General features: G+C 42.3%; 11 protein-coding genes. 4 read left to right on the forward strand and 7 right to left on the reverse strand.

Going from position 1 to position 19,395, the window contains the following annotated elements; genetic code table 11:
- The 7 genes from ACYQ28_RS16725 to ACYQ28_RS16755 form a co-directional block, all read right to left on the reverse strand.
- The coding region (locus ACYQ28_RS16725) for a beta strand repeat-containing protein (protein ID WP_460052041.1) at positions 1 to 3,893 on the reverse strand (3,893 nt) is incomplete at its 3' end.
- A 205-nt stretch (positions 3,894 to 4,098) separates the two neighbouring features.
- A complete protein-coding gene (locus tag ACYQ28_RS16730; RefSeq protein WP_460052043.1) occupies positions 4,099 to 6,039 on the reverse strand; it encodes a ShlB/FhaC/HecB family hemolysin secretion/activation protein in 1,941 nt (646 codons plus the stop codon).
- 23 nt (positions 6,040 to 6,062) lie between these two features.
- Positions 6,063 to 8,684 carry a protein kinase domain-containing protein gene (locus ACYQ28_RS16735; RefSeq protein ID WP_460052044.1) on the reverse strand — a complete coding sequence of 874 codons (2,622 nt, stop codon included), beginning with the start codon at positions 8,682 to 8,684 and terminating at the stop codon, positions 6,063 to 6,065.
- A gap of 522 nt (positions 8,685 to 9,206) precedes the next feature.
- Positions 9,207 to 9,782, reverse strand: a complete 576-nt coding sequence (locus tag ACYQ28_RS16740) for a DUF6931 family protein (RefSeq protein WP_460052045.1) — start codon at positions 9,780 to 9,782, stop codon at positions 9,207 to 9,209.
- Between the two features lie 57 nt (positions 9,783 to 9,839).
- Positions 9,840 to 11,720, reverse strand: a complete 1,881-nt coding sequence (locus ACYQ28_RS16745) for a type VI secretion system Vgr family protein (protein WP_460052047.1) — start codon at positions 11,718 to 11,720, stop codon at positions 9,840 to 9,842.
- 316 nt (positions 11,721 to 12,036) lie between these two features.
- Positions 12,037 to 12,525 (reverse strand): Hcp family type VI secretion system effector, encoded by a 489-nt coding sequence (locus ACYQ28_RS16750; protein ID WP_460052048.1) that lies wholly within the window; start codon positions 12,523 to 12,525, stop codon positions 12,037 to 12,039.
- A 512-nt stretch (positions 12,526 to 13,037) separates the two neighbouring features.
- Positions 13,038 to 13,727, reverse strand: a complete 690-nt coding sequence (locus ACYQ28_RS16755; protein WP_460052050.1) for a transposase — start codon at positions 13,725 to 13,727, stop codon at positions 13,038 to 13,040.
- A 936-nt stretch (positions 13,728 to 14,663) separates the two neighbouring features.
- On the opposite strand from ACYQ28_RS16755, the gene tagH reads away from it, so the two are divergent.
- The 4 genes from tagH to icmH are packed head-to-tail and all read left to right on the forward strand — an operon-like array spanning position 14,664 to position 19,354.
- Positions 14,664 to 16,667, forward strand: coding sequence for a type VI secretion system-associated FHA domain protein TagH (tagH, locus tag ACYQ28_RS16760; protein ID WP_460052052.1), 2,004 nt, complete (start codon positions 14,664 to 14,666; stop codon positions 16,665 to 16,667).
- Positions 16,668 to 16,675: 8 nt separating this feature from the next.
- Positions 16,676 to 17,140: a type VI secretion system lipoprotein TssJ gene (gene tssJ, locus ACYQ28_RS16765; protein WP_460052053.1), complete on the forward strand. Its 465-nt coding sequence runs from the start codon at positions 16,676 to 16,678 to the stop codon at positions 17,138 to 17,140.
- A 39-nt stretch (positions 17,141 to 17,179) separates the two neighbouring features.
- Positions 17,180 to 18,517 (forward strand): type VI secretion system baseplate subunit TssK, encoded by a 1,338-nt coding sequence (tssK, locus tag ACYQ28_RS16770; RefSeq protein WP_460052054.1) that lies wholly within the window; start codon positions 17,180 to 17,182, stop codon positions 18,515 to 18,517.
- Positions 18,518 to 19,354 carry a type IVB secretion system protein IcmH/DotU gene (gene icmH / locus ACYQ28_RS16775; RefSeq protein WP_460052056.1) on the forward strand — a complete coding sequence of 279 codons (837 nt, stop codon included), beginning with the start codon at positions 18,518 to 18,520 and terminating at the stop codon, positions 19,352 to 19,354.
- The last annotated feature ends 41 nt before the right edge of the window (positions 19,355 to 19,395 follow it).

Here is a 19,395-nt window from a genome sequence, read left to right on the forward strand (position 1 = left end):
ACGCCAGAATCGGTTGTAAAACCGGAAACGCCCAAAGAAGCATTATCGGTATTAATATCAACGGTATCGGTGCCATTGCCAGCATCTATAACAGAAACGTTGGTAAAGCTAGTATCGAGAACGGTATCTACCGTAACCGTTGTGCCCGTTAACACAAAACTCTCATCGGTATCGCTGCCCAAAAGGGTTCCGATATTGTCAAAGGCCTCTACACCCAGAAGGGTTACAGTTCCAGAGCCCGTAGACACTAAAGAAACCTCCCCAACCGCGCTTATATTTAGATCATTACTGGAAGCATCTAAAGCATCATCACCAACACCTAAGTCGATGGTGGTAGTAGCACCCGAGAAACTAAATAAGTCTCCGCCTACTGTTACCAAATCATCCAACGAGCTAGTTTCAATAGATATTAAATCGCCCGTTCTCTCATTGAGAATTACGCCAAAGGCAACTACAGATGCAATGTCATCCATCGTTGACATAAGGTCGTCACCACGGCCCACACTGGCATTAATGATGTCGGAGTCTAGGGTAACCGAAGAGTCAATATCCAGACCGGAAGAAACAAGATCTCCGGTAACATTAAAATTAATGTCATTGTTACTTGCCAGCGGAGTAGAGTCTGTACCAACGGCATCAGAACGCGAGGTAATTCTTGAGTTACGTACAACGATACTATTGCGAGAATTAAAGGTAATGGAGCCACCGCTACCTGAGCCACCAAAGGCGGAGGAGGTAATATCAAGAGGTACCAACTCCGTACCTAAGGTTATCGAAGAGGTACCAGATGTGATGCTGACATCACCACCATTCACATTATTTACAAGAGCACTGGAATTAATATTACCCTGAATATCAACAGCACCTACCGCGGTAATATTGACATTACCACTTTCTGTTACAATCGACCCGCTGCTTGTAAAACTGGAATTAGAATTGATTGTGAAGGCGCCACCGCCAGTTTCTAAAGAGAAAGACCCACCGTTAGATGCCCCCCTTAGCTCCACCGTATCGGCAATATTAAAAGTAACACCACCGCCAACTGAGTTAATACCACCTGCGGCTATTAAAGAATTCGTAGTGTCATTTAATGAGTTTATGGTGAAAGTACCGCCGCCGGTATTTACCATAGAGCCGTCTTCAAGAGTAATTACTCCGTCAGATGAAATCTGTATATTACCACCTGAGCCGAAATCACCTAAAACTCCCACCTCAACACCATCATCATTTCCAACATCTGCATCCCTATCACCAGGAGTGCCAGGAGTTCCAAAACTGGTGTTGAGCTCTTGAGATATAGAAAGTTCTCCAGAAGCAATAATACTTATAGCACCACCATTACCACCATTACCGGAGGCACCGGCTACAGCTCCACTCCCCGCACCCACAGTGGCATTCCCACCATCTCCGCCACGACCACCTGCTGCCACTATATTCACGTTAACAACTAGGCCACCTGAGGCTTGTATATCAACAACACCTCCGTCGCCACCGACACCTCCCGACGCCCCATCATCAACCGCACCATTGCTATCACGTGCGTCGCCACCGTTGCCACCGCTACCACCTGTAGCGCTAATAAGAGCTGTAGAATCAACAAAGATATTGTTGCCTAACAAAGTGATATTGCCACCAGTTCCGCCCACCCCACCAGCAGTTGGAGGCCTCCGGTTTGAGCCATTACCAATTACTCCGTTGGCTCCTAGACCTCCAGCGCCACCATTAGCCATGAGACTACCTGTAACATTGACATCACCGGTATTGGAGGTTAGTGATATATCGCCAGCATTCTGGCCAACGCCACCAGTTATCCGAGCCTCAGCATTACCGACATCACCAACTACACCTGATGTATTGATGGTTCCAATGATACCAATATCACCACTAGCAATAATCTCTACAGATCCTGCCACTGGAACAAATTCGCCATTTATATCTACGACATTATCCCCGCCTTCTGTAATGATTTCAGAGCCCGCAAATAGAGTTACGCTTCCGTCGGTAAACCCACCCATGCCGTCATCGGAGCCAGCATTAACGGTAACATTACCGCCTCGAGTTACGATGGACGTTGTAGTTGAGTCACTGCCTAAGTTTACGACACCACTGTTTACCTCACTGAGCCCTGCTGTTAGCGTGACATTAAGCGAGCCGGTGTTACTGCCTGTAGCTTGAATGTCTGCATTAACATTAATGTTGTTATCAGCAGTTAAGGTAAGGGTCACATCATTTGTGGGATCTACGAGTAGATCAGTAGAAACCGTAATATCACCATTATCTGGCCCATTACTACTATTATTCGTAGTTATCTCAACAGAGGATCCGCCATTTAAGGCATCGGTAATATTAGAAGCCACAACAATGGAATTCGAGTCCGTAACGCCGGGGGTAAAAACTACGCTCCCCATACCATCGTCAGTAGATGGAACTGGATCTCTGCCATCATCAAACGCAACAATTTCGATATTAGTCGGATCAATTAACCATTGACCTGCTGTACCATTTTCAGCTCGTGCGGAAACCTGCCCTCTCAGATCCACATAACGCTTACCCGAAGTTTCTACAAAGCCACCGTCGCCAATTTCATTACCACCTTCGGCTTTAATATCGCCATAAAATCTTGTGGTATCGTTGGCCCAGACAATTACACGGCCACCGTCACCGCTTTCAATAGCGCTCGCATTGATTTCGGTATCGCTACCAATGTAGGTAACCTCCGCATTTCTAATATTAGGATTAGCACCTTGGTAATCCCCACCAACTAATACTTCTCCGCCGCCAGTTGCGCCGCTGGCATTGATATTTGCGTTCCCAACAAGACCAACAGCATCACCCAAAATTCGAACTTGGCCACCAGATGCCTCTACCGAGCTAACATCAATAATGCCATCTACAATTGCTCGATTACCTTCGACATGAATCGAACCGCCTTCATGAGCCAAAGAAGAAGCATCTAGTGTTCCGGTATTAATAACATCGCTACCAATACCGGTTAAACGAATTTTTCCGCCACTGGTGTCGATACCACCGGCTTTAATAATTCCTTCGTTATTTACTGCTCTTGCAAAAAGATCAGCACTGACTCGTCCATCTAAAACAACAGAGCCCGCTTCAATTTTACCGGTGTTAAGAACAGCCGCATCTACGCCTAAATCGTTGGTTAAAAGCTCTTCTTTAACCTTTAAACCGATAACACCTCCCTCGTCAAAGGTAAGAAGAACCTCATCTGCAGCAGTGAGATTTACAACACCGGCACTGATTAATGTACCGGTATTTTCTACAGATTCGCCCAGTAAAACGATGCCACTAGCGGCATTAATTACCCCACTGGTAACAACAAATCCATCACCATTTTCGACCGCTTTAAAATCAAACTCACCATTAAGAAAAGCATCGGTATTTATTGCTAAACCACTGACAACTAACCCACCGACATCAACGGTCGATGATTCCGTAAAAATAACACCCGATGAATTGACTAAAACAACATAACCATTTGCTTGAATGGATCCAGAAATAGTACTGGCTTGATTGTTAAGTACGTTATTTACTGCAATAGATTGGGAGGTAGGCTGATTGAAGATTACGCTTTCGTTGGTATTTACATCGAAACTGGTCCAATCGATTACCAAATTATTACTATTTTGATTAATTTGTGTGGTGTTAACACCATAATTAATATTACCTTGACCACCAACGACAGTCCCGCCAGTGGGCCCAGCCATTGCGATAGGAACAATTGAATTCGCAAGAAAAATTCCGGCAGCTAGACGGGAGGGAAAGCGCTTACGCCATACCCCGTTTGCTAACTTCAACGTTAAGGAACCTTTAGGGCCTTTTATAAAGCTTTTTTTATTTACAGAATTTTTTATTAACGAATCCATTTGTTTCATCAGTTCAAATCTCTAAATTTGAATTTCTCACAGTAATAAACTTGATATAAGGGGAGTTTTTACTATGCTAAAAATACTTACTTAATTAACTATTTAATGACTCAATGCCGCTACTGAATATCGAGAGACTTTTTGAATCGATCCAATGATTTCAAAGCTCGCTCAGTAATTTAAATTCACTGAGCAAACAAAAATTGCGTCTTAATTATTTAAAGAAATAAGTAAAGTCGGCAAAAATCTGAATATCATCTGGGTTTTCTAAAGTATCGTTTATCTTTTCTGACTGCCCAACGGGCTTAGCAATACTTAATTGCGAACTAAATTGATTGAGATAATTAAATTTAAATAAAAGGCCAGCCGAGGTTAACGTTACGCTACTTTCTGTATCTTCTTCACGAGCATTTTCTGGCAGCTCCTGTAGACCATATGCATAATCGTAGAATAAAGCCGTTTGCAGATAGTCGCCTAACCGACCACCGGCAGGAAACTTAAAATTAATGGCTTTGGGTAAGTTTAAATACCATTCGGATCCAAGATAGAAAGCAGTATCAGCGGTAAAATCTCGAACAGTGTAGCCCCTAACCCCTTGGGCACCACCAAGAGTTTGTTGATCAAATGATGGCAACGGCCGGTCGGAGTATTGCCAATTACTTTTAACTAAAAGACGAGTATTTCCTTGAGAAAAAGGAATTGGTAAGAAGAAGAAGTTAGTCGTGGTCCCCTCAAACTTATAATAGTCATTAGGTTCTCCCTCTTCTACGTCACTAATCAGATTTCCGTACGACAAATTAACATTAAAAGCATTTAACGCACGGATTTTTGAAGAAAGCCGATCACCAACCAACCCAAGGGTTAAACCAATAGCGTGATCATTGGCCAGTGGTACACTGGTATTTGCAGTAAACTCTGTCTCTTTACTGGTGATGGATACAGAACCCAGTAAATTTGTAGTACGGCTACGGATAAATTTGTGATCTAAACCGGTAGAAATAATCGTGTTTTTACCTGAAAGACCAAGATTGTTAAGCCCTTCGTCATCACTCACAACGCTAAAGTCAGTGTAATCAAGTCCAAAGCGAGCCCGTGTTCTTACTCCCCAGACTGGGAGGTCATAGGCAAATTGCAATAACTCTGATTCATCCGGCTCAAATGATTTTTGCACACCAAGACTAATATGATCGCCTAAACCAAAAGGGTTGTTCCAATCTGCAAAACCAAAGAGTCTATTCTCGCCCGTAAAAGTCGAGCCATGGTTATCGACTCGTACCGCATAGCTCGCGCTTTTTTCGTCAAGAACATCAATATTTAACGTGGTTTCACCAACATTTTTACCGCTTGAAAAAGAGCCTGCTACACGCAAACCTGGAAGGTCATTTAATAAATAAATTCCTTCTTCGATAAATTTTTCATCGACTTTTTGACCGTTATTTTTCTCAAACGGTTTTTCTAAAAGAGCAGTAGAATATTTTTTCGCTCCTTCAGTAACAATATCACCCTGTACACCTTCTAAAATCGCAAGCTTTACCACACCGTTATTGACATCTTGAGCAGGTAAATATACCTGCGCTAAAAATAAGCCGTGAGATTGATAATAGTTTTGTAATCTACGAGCAATTTCATTTAAGCCTGTTAAGCTAATTCCACGGTTAGAACGCTGCTCCCTAAGCAATTCAATCAAGCCATCTAAATTCTCTCCACGCAGATTTCCGGGACGAGATAGGGCTTCTACAGACGCTAAATAATTACCCAGGCTATTTAATTCATCGGCCGTAAATCCATGATCGCCTTGCTGCTCTTCACGCATCAACTCAGATCGCCATTCCTCCACCTTAGATAGAATTTCTTCTTCGGTAATACCGAGTTCTGGAAAAGATGGGATTCGATCAAACTGAATTTGTTTTACATTAATACGCAACTCTTCATCGCGCTCGCGCACACTCGCAATATTAGTGTCGTTCTTAGGTCCGGCAGTTTCTAGTGCCCTATTTCGATATTCTTCTTCTAAATCACGGTCGTTAATAATATGAAGTCGACCGTCACTGGTGGTACCAAAATTAGGGCCGAAATCAGGCTGCGCTAACACCGAGCCTGATACAGTTGTAATAAAAGCACACGAAAGATGAATAAAAGATTTCATCGGTTTCATGAAAAGTCCTTTTCAAAAATCTATTAATTTACGTTTCTAACAACGCGAAAACCAGTAATGGCATCTGCTGAACCATCATGATCATGAACTGTTTCTACAGTGCAGCGCGACATTGGATCTTCGATACTGCCGCCAACTGCGGAATAACCTGAGCCATTTTTGACCAATTCTTGAGCGTTACCAGAGTAATTAATCAAGCCATAATCATTCTCTAAACCAGAGTCAGCAGTCACCAAAGAATCGCCTTTGGTTATGCCGTTAAATCTAAGGAAACAATTACGGTTGGGATCTTCTCGACGGCTTCTACCATTAGCTGCTGCTGACCATTCACTGAGAGTTGGCAGACGGTAGGTATTACCTGTTAACTCCGAAAGCCATTTCGCATAACCCTCCATTTGCGCAGCTGTCAAATTCGTGGCAGGTAACTCATCAGAAGGCACAGAGCACTTGCCAGTCGATTTACAATAGGAAATCACATCGCTGTTGCTGATTTCAGAGCGTGAAATGGCTAGTTTGATATCGATATTCTCAGCAGAAGGCACCACCACCATAACCGGAGGCCTTTTACCATCAACAATAGGATCACGGCACAATCGACCAGAACCGGTTCGAATATGCCCGCAATAGTCAATGCTGACATCAGCAAATGCAGCTGCACTCCCAGAAAACAATGCTAAAGAAGACTGCAAAATACGATTCGCTTTCACTGGATTTCTTTTTGCTACTTGTGTAACACAGTTAGCCATTTCTTTTGCGAGACCAGACTCTAAAGCCGCAGATTCTTTAGGATAGCGTGACCGAAAATTTAATACCGCGTCACCAGGTACACCGGCGACATCTAAATCTTGACTGCACTGAAAATGACTTTTGACATTGCTTTCTGCAGCTTGCAATTCACGCTGATATTTTTGCTTTTGAGACGCTTGCAAAGCTGCTTGTTCACGTCTTTGTTGAGCAATTAAACGAGCCTGCTCCGCATCCGCAAGCGCTTGGATTTGTGTATCTAAAGTTAATTGCGCGAGCGCTTTCTCACCGACAACTTCATCAATATGAGGGTTTGTAATTGTCCAATACCGAGCTTCAGAGATATAGGCATCAGCAACCGTAATATTTGCAGCTACCTGTTCCAAATCCGCCGATGAAATATCATCAATGACAAGCTTTTCTCTCGCTAAATCCAAAAATTTATTTGATGCAGAATAACGGTAATCACTAATAAGTTGTTCGCTAGATTCAGGAAAATTTTTATAAGCTTCCAGATAAGCCTCAGTTTCTTGCTTCCAATCTTCCCTCAAAATATTTCGATCCAGCTCAACATCTGAGAAATGTCTCTCCAATTGCGATTTAATATTATCGAAGCGCTGTTCTTGTTTAGCTGCTTCCTCTCGAGCAGCAGCCTCCTGCTCTGCGACCGCTAAAAGTTCGGCCTCTCGCTTTTGCACTTGAAAATAAACACCTCCGCCAATAGCAAGTGCCAGCACAGCTGCAACAACATATATAAGTGGATTAGTTCTCTTCTTAAAGAACTGATGCACAAACTCTTCAACAGATGGTGTGCGTTCCTCGCGCCGTATTTTTAAGGCTTTTTCTAGAGCCTGCCATTGCCATCGGGTAAGAAATTGAATTCTCTGAAGTTCAGGTAAATCTTTACTGTTGGCTGGTTTTCTGTCGTAGGGATGACGCCCACTTAGCATTTCATAAGCCACGCAGGCTAGCGCATAAACATCATCACTTGGATCAGGGTCGCGACGCTCAAACATCTCAAAGCTTGCGTACGCGGGAGTCAGCGCAGAAAAAATGCCAGCGTCAAAAGTATCTTGCTTTTTACTGGAGCTACTTTCAGAACTTTCAGCTGCAACCCTTGCGATACCAAAGTCGAGAACTTTTGCAGTTCCGGACTCAGTGACAAAAATATTCCCCGGTTTAAAGTCCGAGTGGATAATGCCATGTGAATGCGCGTAGATCAGAGCACTGGATATATCACGAATAATACTCATCGCCTGATCTTGATCTAAACCATGTCCAGACGCATCTTTTAGGATTTTATCGAGCGGATGCCCTTTGAGATATTCCATCGTCATGAAGACCGTGTTGTCTCCATCACGGTCAAAATCATAAACAGTAACAATATTAGGATGCGCTAGAGTCTGAGACTTTTGAGTCTCGCGCTGCAAAGAGACGAACGCCTCTTTATGTGATTTAAAATCCTCGTTTAGTAACTTAACAGCCACATAAGGATATGGATCCTTGGCCTCTATTTTTCGCTGATCAAGCGCGAGCCATACTGAACCCATACCGCCAGAGCCGAGTAGAGAGTCTAGCTGAAAACGATTTCTAATAACCCGTGACTGTGACGCTCCAACCTGCTGAGGACTGGCAGCCCCACCTATTGGTTTTCTCTCGTAGGGCTTTGATGAAATGTGGGTTTTATCCGAAGACGCAGAAGATTCAACTATAACGGTCCGATCGTCAGGAGTTGAAGATGATGAACTGCGAGATTGAGCATTTACCGATTCTTGTGCAACAAAAACAGTTTTATCGTCCGGGATCGAATCAGATTTAGAGTTTTGATTAGGTACGATGACTGTCTTGTCATTTGCCGCCGTATTATCAGCACTGGCACCTTGCTCGGGCTTTTTCAACATCCTATATTACCTAGCCGTAAATTCATTGTTTTTACGTGATCAAATCCTATAAACATGATGAAGCACGTAAAGATTTACACAGTGTCCCTTTTAAAAAGTGACCTTAAACCACAAAAATGAAATTAATAAAAAATATTAAAATTGCATTTAAATTTCATCTTTACACGAGTAATTAACAATCTAGTTTTGCTAAAAACTACAGGTTAATTGTGGCCGAAAGACTCGAATAATCTCGGGAAACTGTCAGTAATACTAACATGAGCGACTAATTACAGAAAAGTTATAACAATTAATATTTATGGGAAGTGATAACTTGAACTTTATACTTAAATTTAGTAACAACTAATGCATAACAAAGGTGGTTAGCGAGGTTACAATGTTTCCATCTAGTAGGATCAACCAGTAATTAGCAGAATCAACCGGTAAAAATTCGGACAAGGAACAGAAGAGTTTTGTACGTAAGTTTTGTTCATATAAAACTCTCCTATCCTAATTAAGACGTTCAAAAGAAGAGGGTATCGTCTAGTTGATAATACCATTACCTCCAGATGCAAGATTTGCCCCTTGAAGCAAGGAATACTTCATATGCTCATTTGGATTATCAGGATTAATAAACGACGCAGCTAAGGTAACAGAACCAGCAACCGCATGAGCATACAAATATGCAGGTGGAGCAACCTCTGGCTCACCAGGGTTTGCAATACTACCGGCACACCAACTTGCAGCAGTTGCAGCCCAGCTAGCCGGTGTTTTCGATTTAGTAAGCTGGCCTAGAGCTTTACAACGCTGCCTATTTTCTTCCGTTGGTTTATGTGCCCACGCCTCGGCGGCAACAAGAGCATCAATATTGTGTTGGTCGGTATCTGGTGTCTGCGCCTGCCGCGAAGCAAGACACGCCCACCAAACAGCCTCCCGCTTAGGCAAGGCGTGCGCCAGTAATTTAATAGCATCAAAGTAGAATCCCGCATCAGCTAGAGCTTCAACATTCGCACGCGTGGTAGCGTTTGGTGACAGCAGGGACTCGGCATCTTCACTAACTTCAAACTGACTCAATAACGGAGCAGCTACAATTTCGTTAATACGAACCCATTCAGACATATAACACTCTTTTCTAAACTTTATCTTGTCAAACCCAACAAACAGGTGTTTTAAGCATTAGTTAATTAAGGTGACTCCGCCTTTCAACGTTAGAGTACCACCACCTTTCACGGTAGCCGTTGCACTGCCTTCGGCTTTCAAGGTTGTACCCTTAATTTCGATACCCGCTGGGGTCAACTTAATGGTACTACCACCTACTTTCAACTCGATGGATGTTTTCGATTCAATTTTAATGGCACCTTTAACCGTGGTCGTTTGAGTACCCTTGTCCACCGTGAGAGTGTAGTTACCTGATTTGACGGCGTATGACTGATTGCCCTTGTTAATGGATGTCGCCTCGTTACCTTCAGTCACAATGATTGTACGGTTGTTTTTAACAGTTAATTCTTGATCATGATCTACTTTGGATTTCTCATCGTTATGAACCCAAACCGTGTGATCTTTACCTGCCTCGAAATAAACTTCTTCTTCGCCTGGCTTATCGTCAAAGCGGAGCTCATTGAAAGCACTACCTTCATATTGAGACTTCCAGCCGCTCTGTGTTGCTGTGTAATTCGGCCCCAGATTGGTACCGTTGTATAGCGCGCCAGTAACAATAGGCCTGTCGATATCTCCATTTAGATAACTAATAATGACCTCTTGACCAATCCGAGGAACGAAATTTGCGCCCCAATTTTTCCCGGCATAAGCCTGGGCCACCCTTACCCAACAGGAGTTTTGCTCAGAATTCCAAGGGAATTTGACTTTGACCTGCGTGTACTCATCTTTAGAGGAATCAGCAGTAGTAGCACGCACCTCAAGTACAGTTGCCGTCTGAATATGATAAACCTTAGATTTATACGCAGGAGCCATTGGCCGAGGCATGACTTTTTCTGGAACACAAATAAACTCATTTGTGTAGGTAGAATCAGCTTTATTGGAATCAGAAATTGATAACGTGATCGCGACTAACAAATACTTACCGTTCTCAGAAGACAAGGTATGCTCAAAAGGAAATTTACCGCCCGTTGAAAAAACCGCACAATCACTGGTTCCGTTAGCCGTGTCAAAGACTTGCTGATTTGCTTCTAACAAGTTTTTTACTAAATTTTTGTTGTACGCATCGTCCAACTTATGTTCGGTGTCTTTCGACTTCTGAAATTTGTATAAGCCATGATGCTTCATAACAAACTTACTGACATCATTAAGTTTTGAAGACGTTTTTTCTGAAACCTTGTTAATGGATGTGGTTGTGTATTCGTTGTAGTCAGTAAAATCAACGCCACCAATATGATATTCAGTGTTTCTGCGCCACGTAACGATACTATTTTGCTCTGGATCAGAGCCACCACCACTGTAGCTTACCTTTTTAGTTTCACAATCGTAAAAACCACTAACGTCATCCACTAGAACCAGCTCATGAGCACCACTGGAGTGCTTAAAGTAATAAGCAATGCCTTCTTCTGCCAGTAAACGCGAAATAAAGGCAAAATCGGTTTCCTCGTACTGCACGCAATATTCTTTCGTCAAATAGGTACTGGTTAATTTTTTTGTTAACTTGACAAACCCAGAGTAACTCTGCAAAACCTCTTCAATAATTTTAATAGAGTCTTTTTCGTGAAAAACTCGATTATTGGACGCCAGCGAGGTAAACCAAAGTCCCGGCACCATGGTCAAGCTGTATGCACGCATACCAGAAGGGTCAACATCCGACTGACTAAACGTGTTTACATATCCGTGAACGTATCGATCACCGGAGGCACCTTCGTAGGTAATTTTTAGCGTGATAGCCTTCCCTACAAGATCACTTTGCTGAATTTCGTGATTATCAGAAAGAATTGATAAAGAAAATTGGAAAAGATCAGAAATTCGCTCGCTACCGGATAGATGAGTAACTATAAATGCATCTGCACCAAGAGGACTGTCTGCATGAATTAAACGACGTTCCTGACTTAACATTTTTTATCCCTATTAACTTGTGGAGTTACGATTTCACGTAACTGTTTAAAACACAGATTTAAACACTAAATTATTCTCAGCTGATTGTAACGTGGGAAAAAATCATTAAAAAGCCGCCAATACGTTACATACTAGACAAAATTTACATTTCTAAGAAAATCACAAACCAAATTTATGATATCTCAATCTCATCGAAACCATAGGTTTAACCTTTAGCTTGCTTGTCTAGACTAACCCAGAAAAAAATGTGACTTTAAAATCAACAAAAAAGGCGGCATAAAGCCGCCTTTTCAACGCATACCAGCTGCAGAGTTCCTTATAAAGGAGTTGCAGTAGTAAGATCGTAACCAACGCGCATGTTGGTAGTATTTTTGTGAGTTTTATCTGCGTGAGTAAGGTCAGCTTCAACACGAGAGAACGCAAGTTCAATAGTTTCTGCTGGAGCACCACCAGCCGCAGCTGAGATGTTGTATGAAGAAATAATTACGTCTTGCAAAGTGTAAACAGCGTATTTTTCTACAGAATTCGCACCAGTTTGCACAACATGAATCTCAACAGTAACGCCTTCGTCACCAGTTACTGATTGCTTGAAAAGGCCACCTGATGCAGCGTCTAAAGATTTGGTTACAACAACTTCACTGATGCTCGGACGAGTTGCTTCACGGTTAGACATAGCGCCTGGCTCCATGTTGATACCACGACCAACGCCAAAGCTAAAGCTATCAACTTCGATCCAATCCTCATAACCTTTTGCAGTTACGTTACCTTTAGGAGAGTTAGAGTTGAAGTTCATGTAAATAGCCATAAAAAAATCCTTTAAATTATATGAATTAACTGATCTGAGAATAATTCAGAATCAGAATAAAAACCTAAAAACTCACACCAATTACCGTGCAATAACTGTTGTAAATCTCTCAGCTCTTACTTTGAAAATCGACTAGAAGAGCCGTATGAGCGATTGCTTTCTCGCTGCGACAACTAAATTAAATCACTCAAAGATGAGAAAGAAAACCTTGAAAGAGTATTTTTAAATCCACTCTGACACTATTTTTAAACATCTCAATAAACGTATTTTCGGTAGATTAGAACGTTATCAAGCATGAAAATAAAAAGGCTAGTTAATTAGAAATTTCTTTCTAATAAAAAATCCCACACTTTTCATACGAAAGTCTTTTACAGGGGAGCTTTACAACCCATGAGCGGACAAAAATTGCTCACCACAAAGAAATATTTTAAATGCTTAAACTCAAGAACTGATAAATATTTTTATTTGACTCTGACACTTTTTTTACGTCTAAAAACTAAAAAAATTTGAACTTAGTCACCTTTTTTAGGGCGCCCTCTTCGTAGTGGACGAACTCGCTGATTAGTAATACGCTCGATTCTGTCTTTAAATTGATCACCACCAAGAACTTGCCCTAGCTTGATAGTCTCGGCGATGTATTCAAAAAGCTTTTTGTCAAATTCATACTTAAATAGTGCTCGATAATTGTCCGCCCTATCCGACTTGTTATCGCCCAATTCCTGATACAAACGATGATCGACGATAAGATGGCTTTCAGTTTCATTAATATGAAAACCAAAGCTCGACCAAATGTATTCTTCAGGAGAATGAACCAGTCCAGCAAACATGGGCTTAAGCTCCACATACTGATAACAACTCAGTAAATATGCTTGCGAGTCAATCAGGCTCGATTTGTACCGCCCGCCCCACAAAGTCCCAGATCGTTTGTAGCGGTGATTCGCGTACTGAACATAGCGACGCCCTAAGGACTGCATCATTGCAGATATGCCGTTAGCGCTTTTGGGCGTAGCAATAATCTGAATCATGTTCGGCAGCAACACATAAGCGTGCACCATAACCTGATATTGGTCGGCAGAAATTTTTAAGCTTTGTAGATAAAATTCATAATCTTCGTCGTCGAAAAAACAAGGGAGATTATTGTGCCCAACTTGAACAACATGTTGAGGAATATCGGGGAGATTTAACCGTTGTGGTCTCGGCATATTTTTATTTAACAATCCATATCAATTAAAAAATTCGACTTCATATCGAATTGAAATAGATCAAATAGCTAACACAATAAAACAACCAAATAAAATACGTATTTTGGTAAAAGCAAAACAATAAAGAACGATACCTGCTTAGATTAAATACTTTTGTATTAAAGATGACCGTCTTACAGTATAAACCACTCAAATGGGCGGCGATTATCAGACTCGTACGCGAGCAGTTTGCCAACATAGTTCGAAATACTATTGAAAAACAACCGCAAAGGCAAAAAATAGCGTGAGTATCACAATTTGTATCTTTCAGGTACACAACCTAATTTTTAGTAAACTTAAGTAAAAACTCTAGGTATACAAACCGGCTACCGAAATTTGCGATTGAATAAAGATACCTATCAATTTAGAACAAAATACATCGAAACCAACTTCAAGCAGTGAAATATTTCTCAATACTAGAACCAACCCACTGCTGCTTATTTCAACGCGCGATAAAGCAACTCTAAGTAAAGTAGAATTTCAAATATATTAAATCAACAATTACTCGAACTTATAACGGAATCATGTCATTTTAAGAGCTTGTATTCTTGAAGTAGAACATTTAGATCCTCACAACTGAAAACAAAAATTAATTTGGTTTAAGTCCTTGGTATCTATATACGAAAACACCCCTCATCAGCGCCCTGCAAATATATCCAGAAAGCTGTTGTTACTTTCTTGATTTTCATTGAATTTATTTGTTTCAATAAGCTTCGGTAACAAAAAAGAGAGTTTTGCTCAAAAAACTTTCACTCGGCAATTGCTGTTAACACAAAAGTTTTAGAATAGCGCCACATACTTTTCAAATACATCACGTGTTACTTTTTCAGCAACACGTCTGGAGAACCGGGATAAGTTACGACTTCGTCGCTTCCCGACTAAATAGGCTCATCAGAAATGAAGCTAACGTTGATAGTTGTTGAAGCACCAGAACAATCGAACATGCTGCAACAAACCAAGATTTTTGACAGCACCGGCAGTGTTGGACGGTCAGATAAAAGCGACTGGGTTCTACCAGACCCTAAAAGAGTCCTGTCTTCAAGTCATTTCACGATCAAGATTGAAGGCAATCAGTGCCGTATCATTGATACCAGTACCAATGGCACCTCAATAAATGAACCCTCAAACCTGCTAGCCAAGCAGAATCCGCAAGCGATTCAAAACGGTGATGTCATTATTTTGGGAGAATATAAGCTAAAAGCTGTTATCGAGAGCAGCCAACCCAGCCCCACAGCGTCGCCCAACGAATCATTTTTAGACAGCTCCGACAAAACAACCTTTGCCACTACGGACTCTGCAAACCGTTCTCAGACAGAAAAAAGTGCAGAAGAATTAGACCGCTTTTTAAACACTCCCAGTTCGCCACCGAGCGGTTTCGATATGGGTGGAGATGACTGGTCCAATCAAGGCTTCAAGGACGATTTTGGCTTTGGCTCTAACGCGGGCGCAATGTCCCCTGAATTCGGTAAAGATCCGTTTACAAACTCCAATTCTGGCGGATTTTCTTCCTCCAACCAAGATTTTGGATTTGGAAATCAAAAATCACCCAATTTGCCGCCGCAGCACCAGTGGGAAAATAACAGTGATTGGTGGAGAGAAGATGAGGATGGAGCTCATCATCATTCGTCAACTCTGAACGATGCAGCACCTAAATTTACCGTCCAACAAGATCATCAAAGTACTGCCAACAAAAATTTTTCCATAGACGATTTTGATGCATTCCTAAATCCACAAAGTGAACGTCCATCACAAGACTTCCCAACAGGCATAGATGACAAGGCTCCGAATTTTGGGGACTCCTTTTCAGGGTTTGACGAGCAGACAAGTGATCGTTTCGATTCTCCACCGGCTTTCACCGGAGGAGCACTAGCTAATGATTCATGGGCAACACCGAACACCGATCAATCGGCGCATTCGGATGCCCCATCAAACCTTGCGCCGCCTATACCTCAATCCAAAGTTAATCAACCGCCAAATCCGCCCAGAGATCCTTGGGACGATTTTAACCAGCAACAGCCACAACAGCAGTCGAATTGGTCTAACCCCAACGGCGGTTGGGAACCTATAAATAACCCAGCCCAACCTAGTTCAGAACCCTCAAGCGGCTGGGGACAACCAATCAATCCACACGAAATGGTTAAAAACGCTTCGTGGCAACAGCCTGTGCAAACCCCACGTGCCGAGGAAGAGTGGAATACCGGAGCTGGTCGAATTTCGAATAGCTCAGGCCGTGGTAATGAAGCTAATCAACACCATCCTCAACCAACACATTCGAACGCTTCTAATACCACCTCGGTTAACACGGGCACAGCGCAAGAACTCGCGAAGCTATTATCTTTGAATTGGAACAACGTTTCTCGCAAAGAAGAATTTGTAGAAGATAACGCGGAAATGATAAAAGAAACGATCCAAAATTTAATGGATCTTTTGCACGCGCGCGATAAGGTTAAGAACGAATTAAGAGTCCAGAGAACAATACTAGAAACGGTAAATAACAACCCACTTAAGTTTACCACTGATCCAAATATGGCATTGAGCATATTGTTTGAAAAGCAGAGCGGTTCCTATCTTTCTCCTCGCGAAACGGTAGAAGATAGCTTTAGTGACCTGGCTGACCATCAAGTTGCCGTGCTCGCAGGTGTAAGAAGTGCTTGCGATGCCATGCTAAAGTACTTTCAACCCGAAAATTTAGAACGAATATTTAAAAACAAGGGTGGTATTTTTGCCAAGAAAAGTTCACAAAACTGGGAATCGTTCGAAGCTCATTACAGCGACCTCATGCAAGATACCGAAAGAACCAAAAACAACTTGTTCTACAACCACTTTGCTGATGCATATGAACAGCAGCTTTCAGAACTAAAAAACGCTAGAACTTTCAACAACAAAAACAGAAATTCCTGAGGTTAAAAATGCAATTCTTGCGAACACTATTCGTTGTTATCACCATTGCTGTTTTGGCAGGCTGTCAAACCACTCGTGAAGTGTTGAATTTGGATACAGAGGCGAAACTAAAATTCTCGGCTGCGCCCAACATAAACCCGGACAGAGACGCACGCCCCTCTCCTGTGGTGTTACGAGTGTTCTTGCTCTCTGATCGACGTCAGTTCGACCGCGAAGACTTTCTAAGTTTGTTCGAAAACGCCGAAACTCGTCTCGGCAGTGATCTAATCCGAGAAATTACACTCAGAGAGTTTGCTCCTGGAGAAGAACGTATAGAAACCTTAGAGCTTAGTGAAGACGTTAAGTATCTGGGCATTATTGCCGAATTTGTAAACTATCAAGATGCAGATCCTATCGATATTGTGGAAGTCAAAGAGCACAACAAAAACACCTACGATATACAAATCAATCGCTTATCTATTACTCATCGTTGATTCGCACATCTATCAAAGGGCCAAAGGATTATCCCTACCATGGCAGCTTCTAATAAAGTAATTTGGACCGAGGGCATGTTTTTGCGCCCTCAACATTTTCAGCAACAGAACCGTTACACAGAGAGATTCATACATCAAAAAACCGGCTCCATTGAAAACTTTCCTTGGGGCTTTACCGAACTGTCTTTAGAAAGCGACGCTTTAGCGCAGGGTAAGCTCGCGATCAGCAGTATGAGTGGCATATTTCCAGATGGCACGCCATTCAACGCTCCAGACAATGATCCTCTTCCGCCGACTATTGATATTCCTGAAAATATTTCAGATGTCATTGTGTATCTGTGCATTCCGCTAGAACGAGACGGATTTTTAGAGTCGGAATGGAATGACCAAGAATCGAGTCTGGCACGCTTCGCTTCGTACAATTTTGACGCTCGAAACAACACGACAGAGTCAGGAGAAGCGGCACGGATTCAAGTCGGCCGATTAAAAACCCAAGTGAAATTAAGCAGCGAAGACTTGAGTGGTTATAGCACGCTACCTCTCGCTTATATCCAGGAATCAACACCTGAGTCACCAATCAAGCTCGACCGTGGCTTCATTCCTCCGCTTTTGGCCTGTTCAGCGTCATCCGTAGTGGTCTCGTATTTAGAGGAAGTCAAAGGACTTCTCAATAAAAGAGGCGAAGCACTTGGACACCGTTTAGCGGACAGTGGACGCTCAGGATCGGCAGAGATCGCCGATTATCTTTTGCTGCAGGTGGTGAATAGAGTGGAGCCGTTAATTGACTGCCTCCATAACCTGCCCAGACTTCATCCGTTCGAGTTGTATCAAAACTTAGTGCAATTAAACGGTGAGCTGTCGACTTTCACTGCATCAAGCAAACGACCGGCGCCGTTACCCAGATACAAACATGGTGATTTAAAAACCACGTTTCTAAACGTCATTACCCCGTTACGCCAATGCCTTAGCATGGTTCTCGAACAGAATGCCATTTCACTGGAGTTGGTTGAACGTAAGTTCGGAATGCACGTTGCTCCTCTTACCGATCGCAGCCTTATTTCAACGGCGTTCTTTGTTGTGGCGGTGAAGGCAGATATGCCCACGGAAGAACTTCGTGTCCGCTTCCCATCGCAGGCAAAAATCGGCCCCGTAGAAGTTATTAGAAGCTTAGTATCCACTCAGCTTCCCGGAATTGCCCTCTCTCCGCTTCCTGTGGCTCCAAGACAAATTCCCTTCCACACCGGATTTGTCTACTTCGAATTACAACGCGGAACGGACCTATGGAAATCCATGGCGAAGTCAGGGGGTTTTGCGATTCATATCGGCGCTAACTTCCCGGGCTTAATTATGGAACTTTGGGCTGTAAGGAATTCTTAAATGTCAGATCAAACGGTTATTGTACCCACGCCCGGTGGTTCACGAGGGCCAAGCTCGAATCGCAGCACCAGTGCTGAAATGCCCTCTTTTGAGAGCGCTAAAGTCTCTTTTTCGACAGCGCTCAACCCGATCATTTTTGCTGCAACCAAGTTATTAAATGTCATCGTTAAACTTAGAACCGAAATCAGTCATCAAGACGTGAAAGGTTTGCATCAAAAGCTTGGCCAAGAGTTAAATCAATTTCATCAATCTTTAAAGCAGCAAGGTATTGATGACAATAAAATATTCCAAGCTACCTACTTAATGTGCACGGTTATTGACGAAACTGTACTTAACACACCTTGGGGTGCAAATAGCCCTTGGAGCTCACACTCGTTGCTCAGCATCTTCCATAAAGAAACGTTTGGCGGTGAACGATGCTTTGTTATGTTACAGCAACTTCTCCAAGCGCCGGGTTCAAATCTAGATTTATTAGAGCTTAACTACATATGTTTAAGCTTAGGATTTAAAGGTAAATTTGCGTTAAACAATCGCGGCCACGAACAACTTGAGCAGATTCGCGACAACCTTTATTACACCATCGAAAAACACAAACCTGAGTTTCACTCCGACCTATCCAGTCACTGGCAAGGCTTAAACACCAAGGGAAAAAGTCTCACGCAATACATCCCAATTTGGGTGATATTAACCTGCGCATTATTAGTACTAGTGCTTATTTACACTGGATTTAGAGTTTGGATATACAACGACACTCAACCTACAACAGAAATCATCAATAAAGAATTATCGGAGATTGTTGTTACCGATGAAACCCGCAGTACTATCGAGTCACGATAGTTTCTGTTCTTTATTAAAGACCGCATTAAAACAAGGAAGCG

This window comes from Sessilibacter sp. MAH1, from assembly GCF_054658315.1.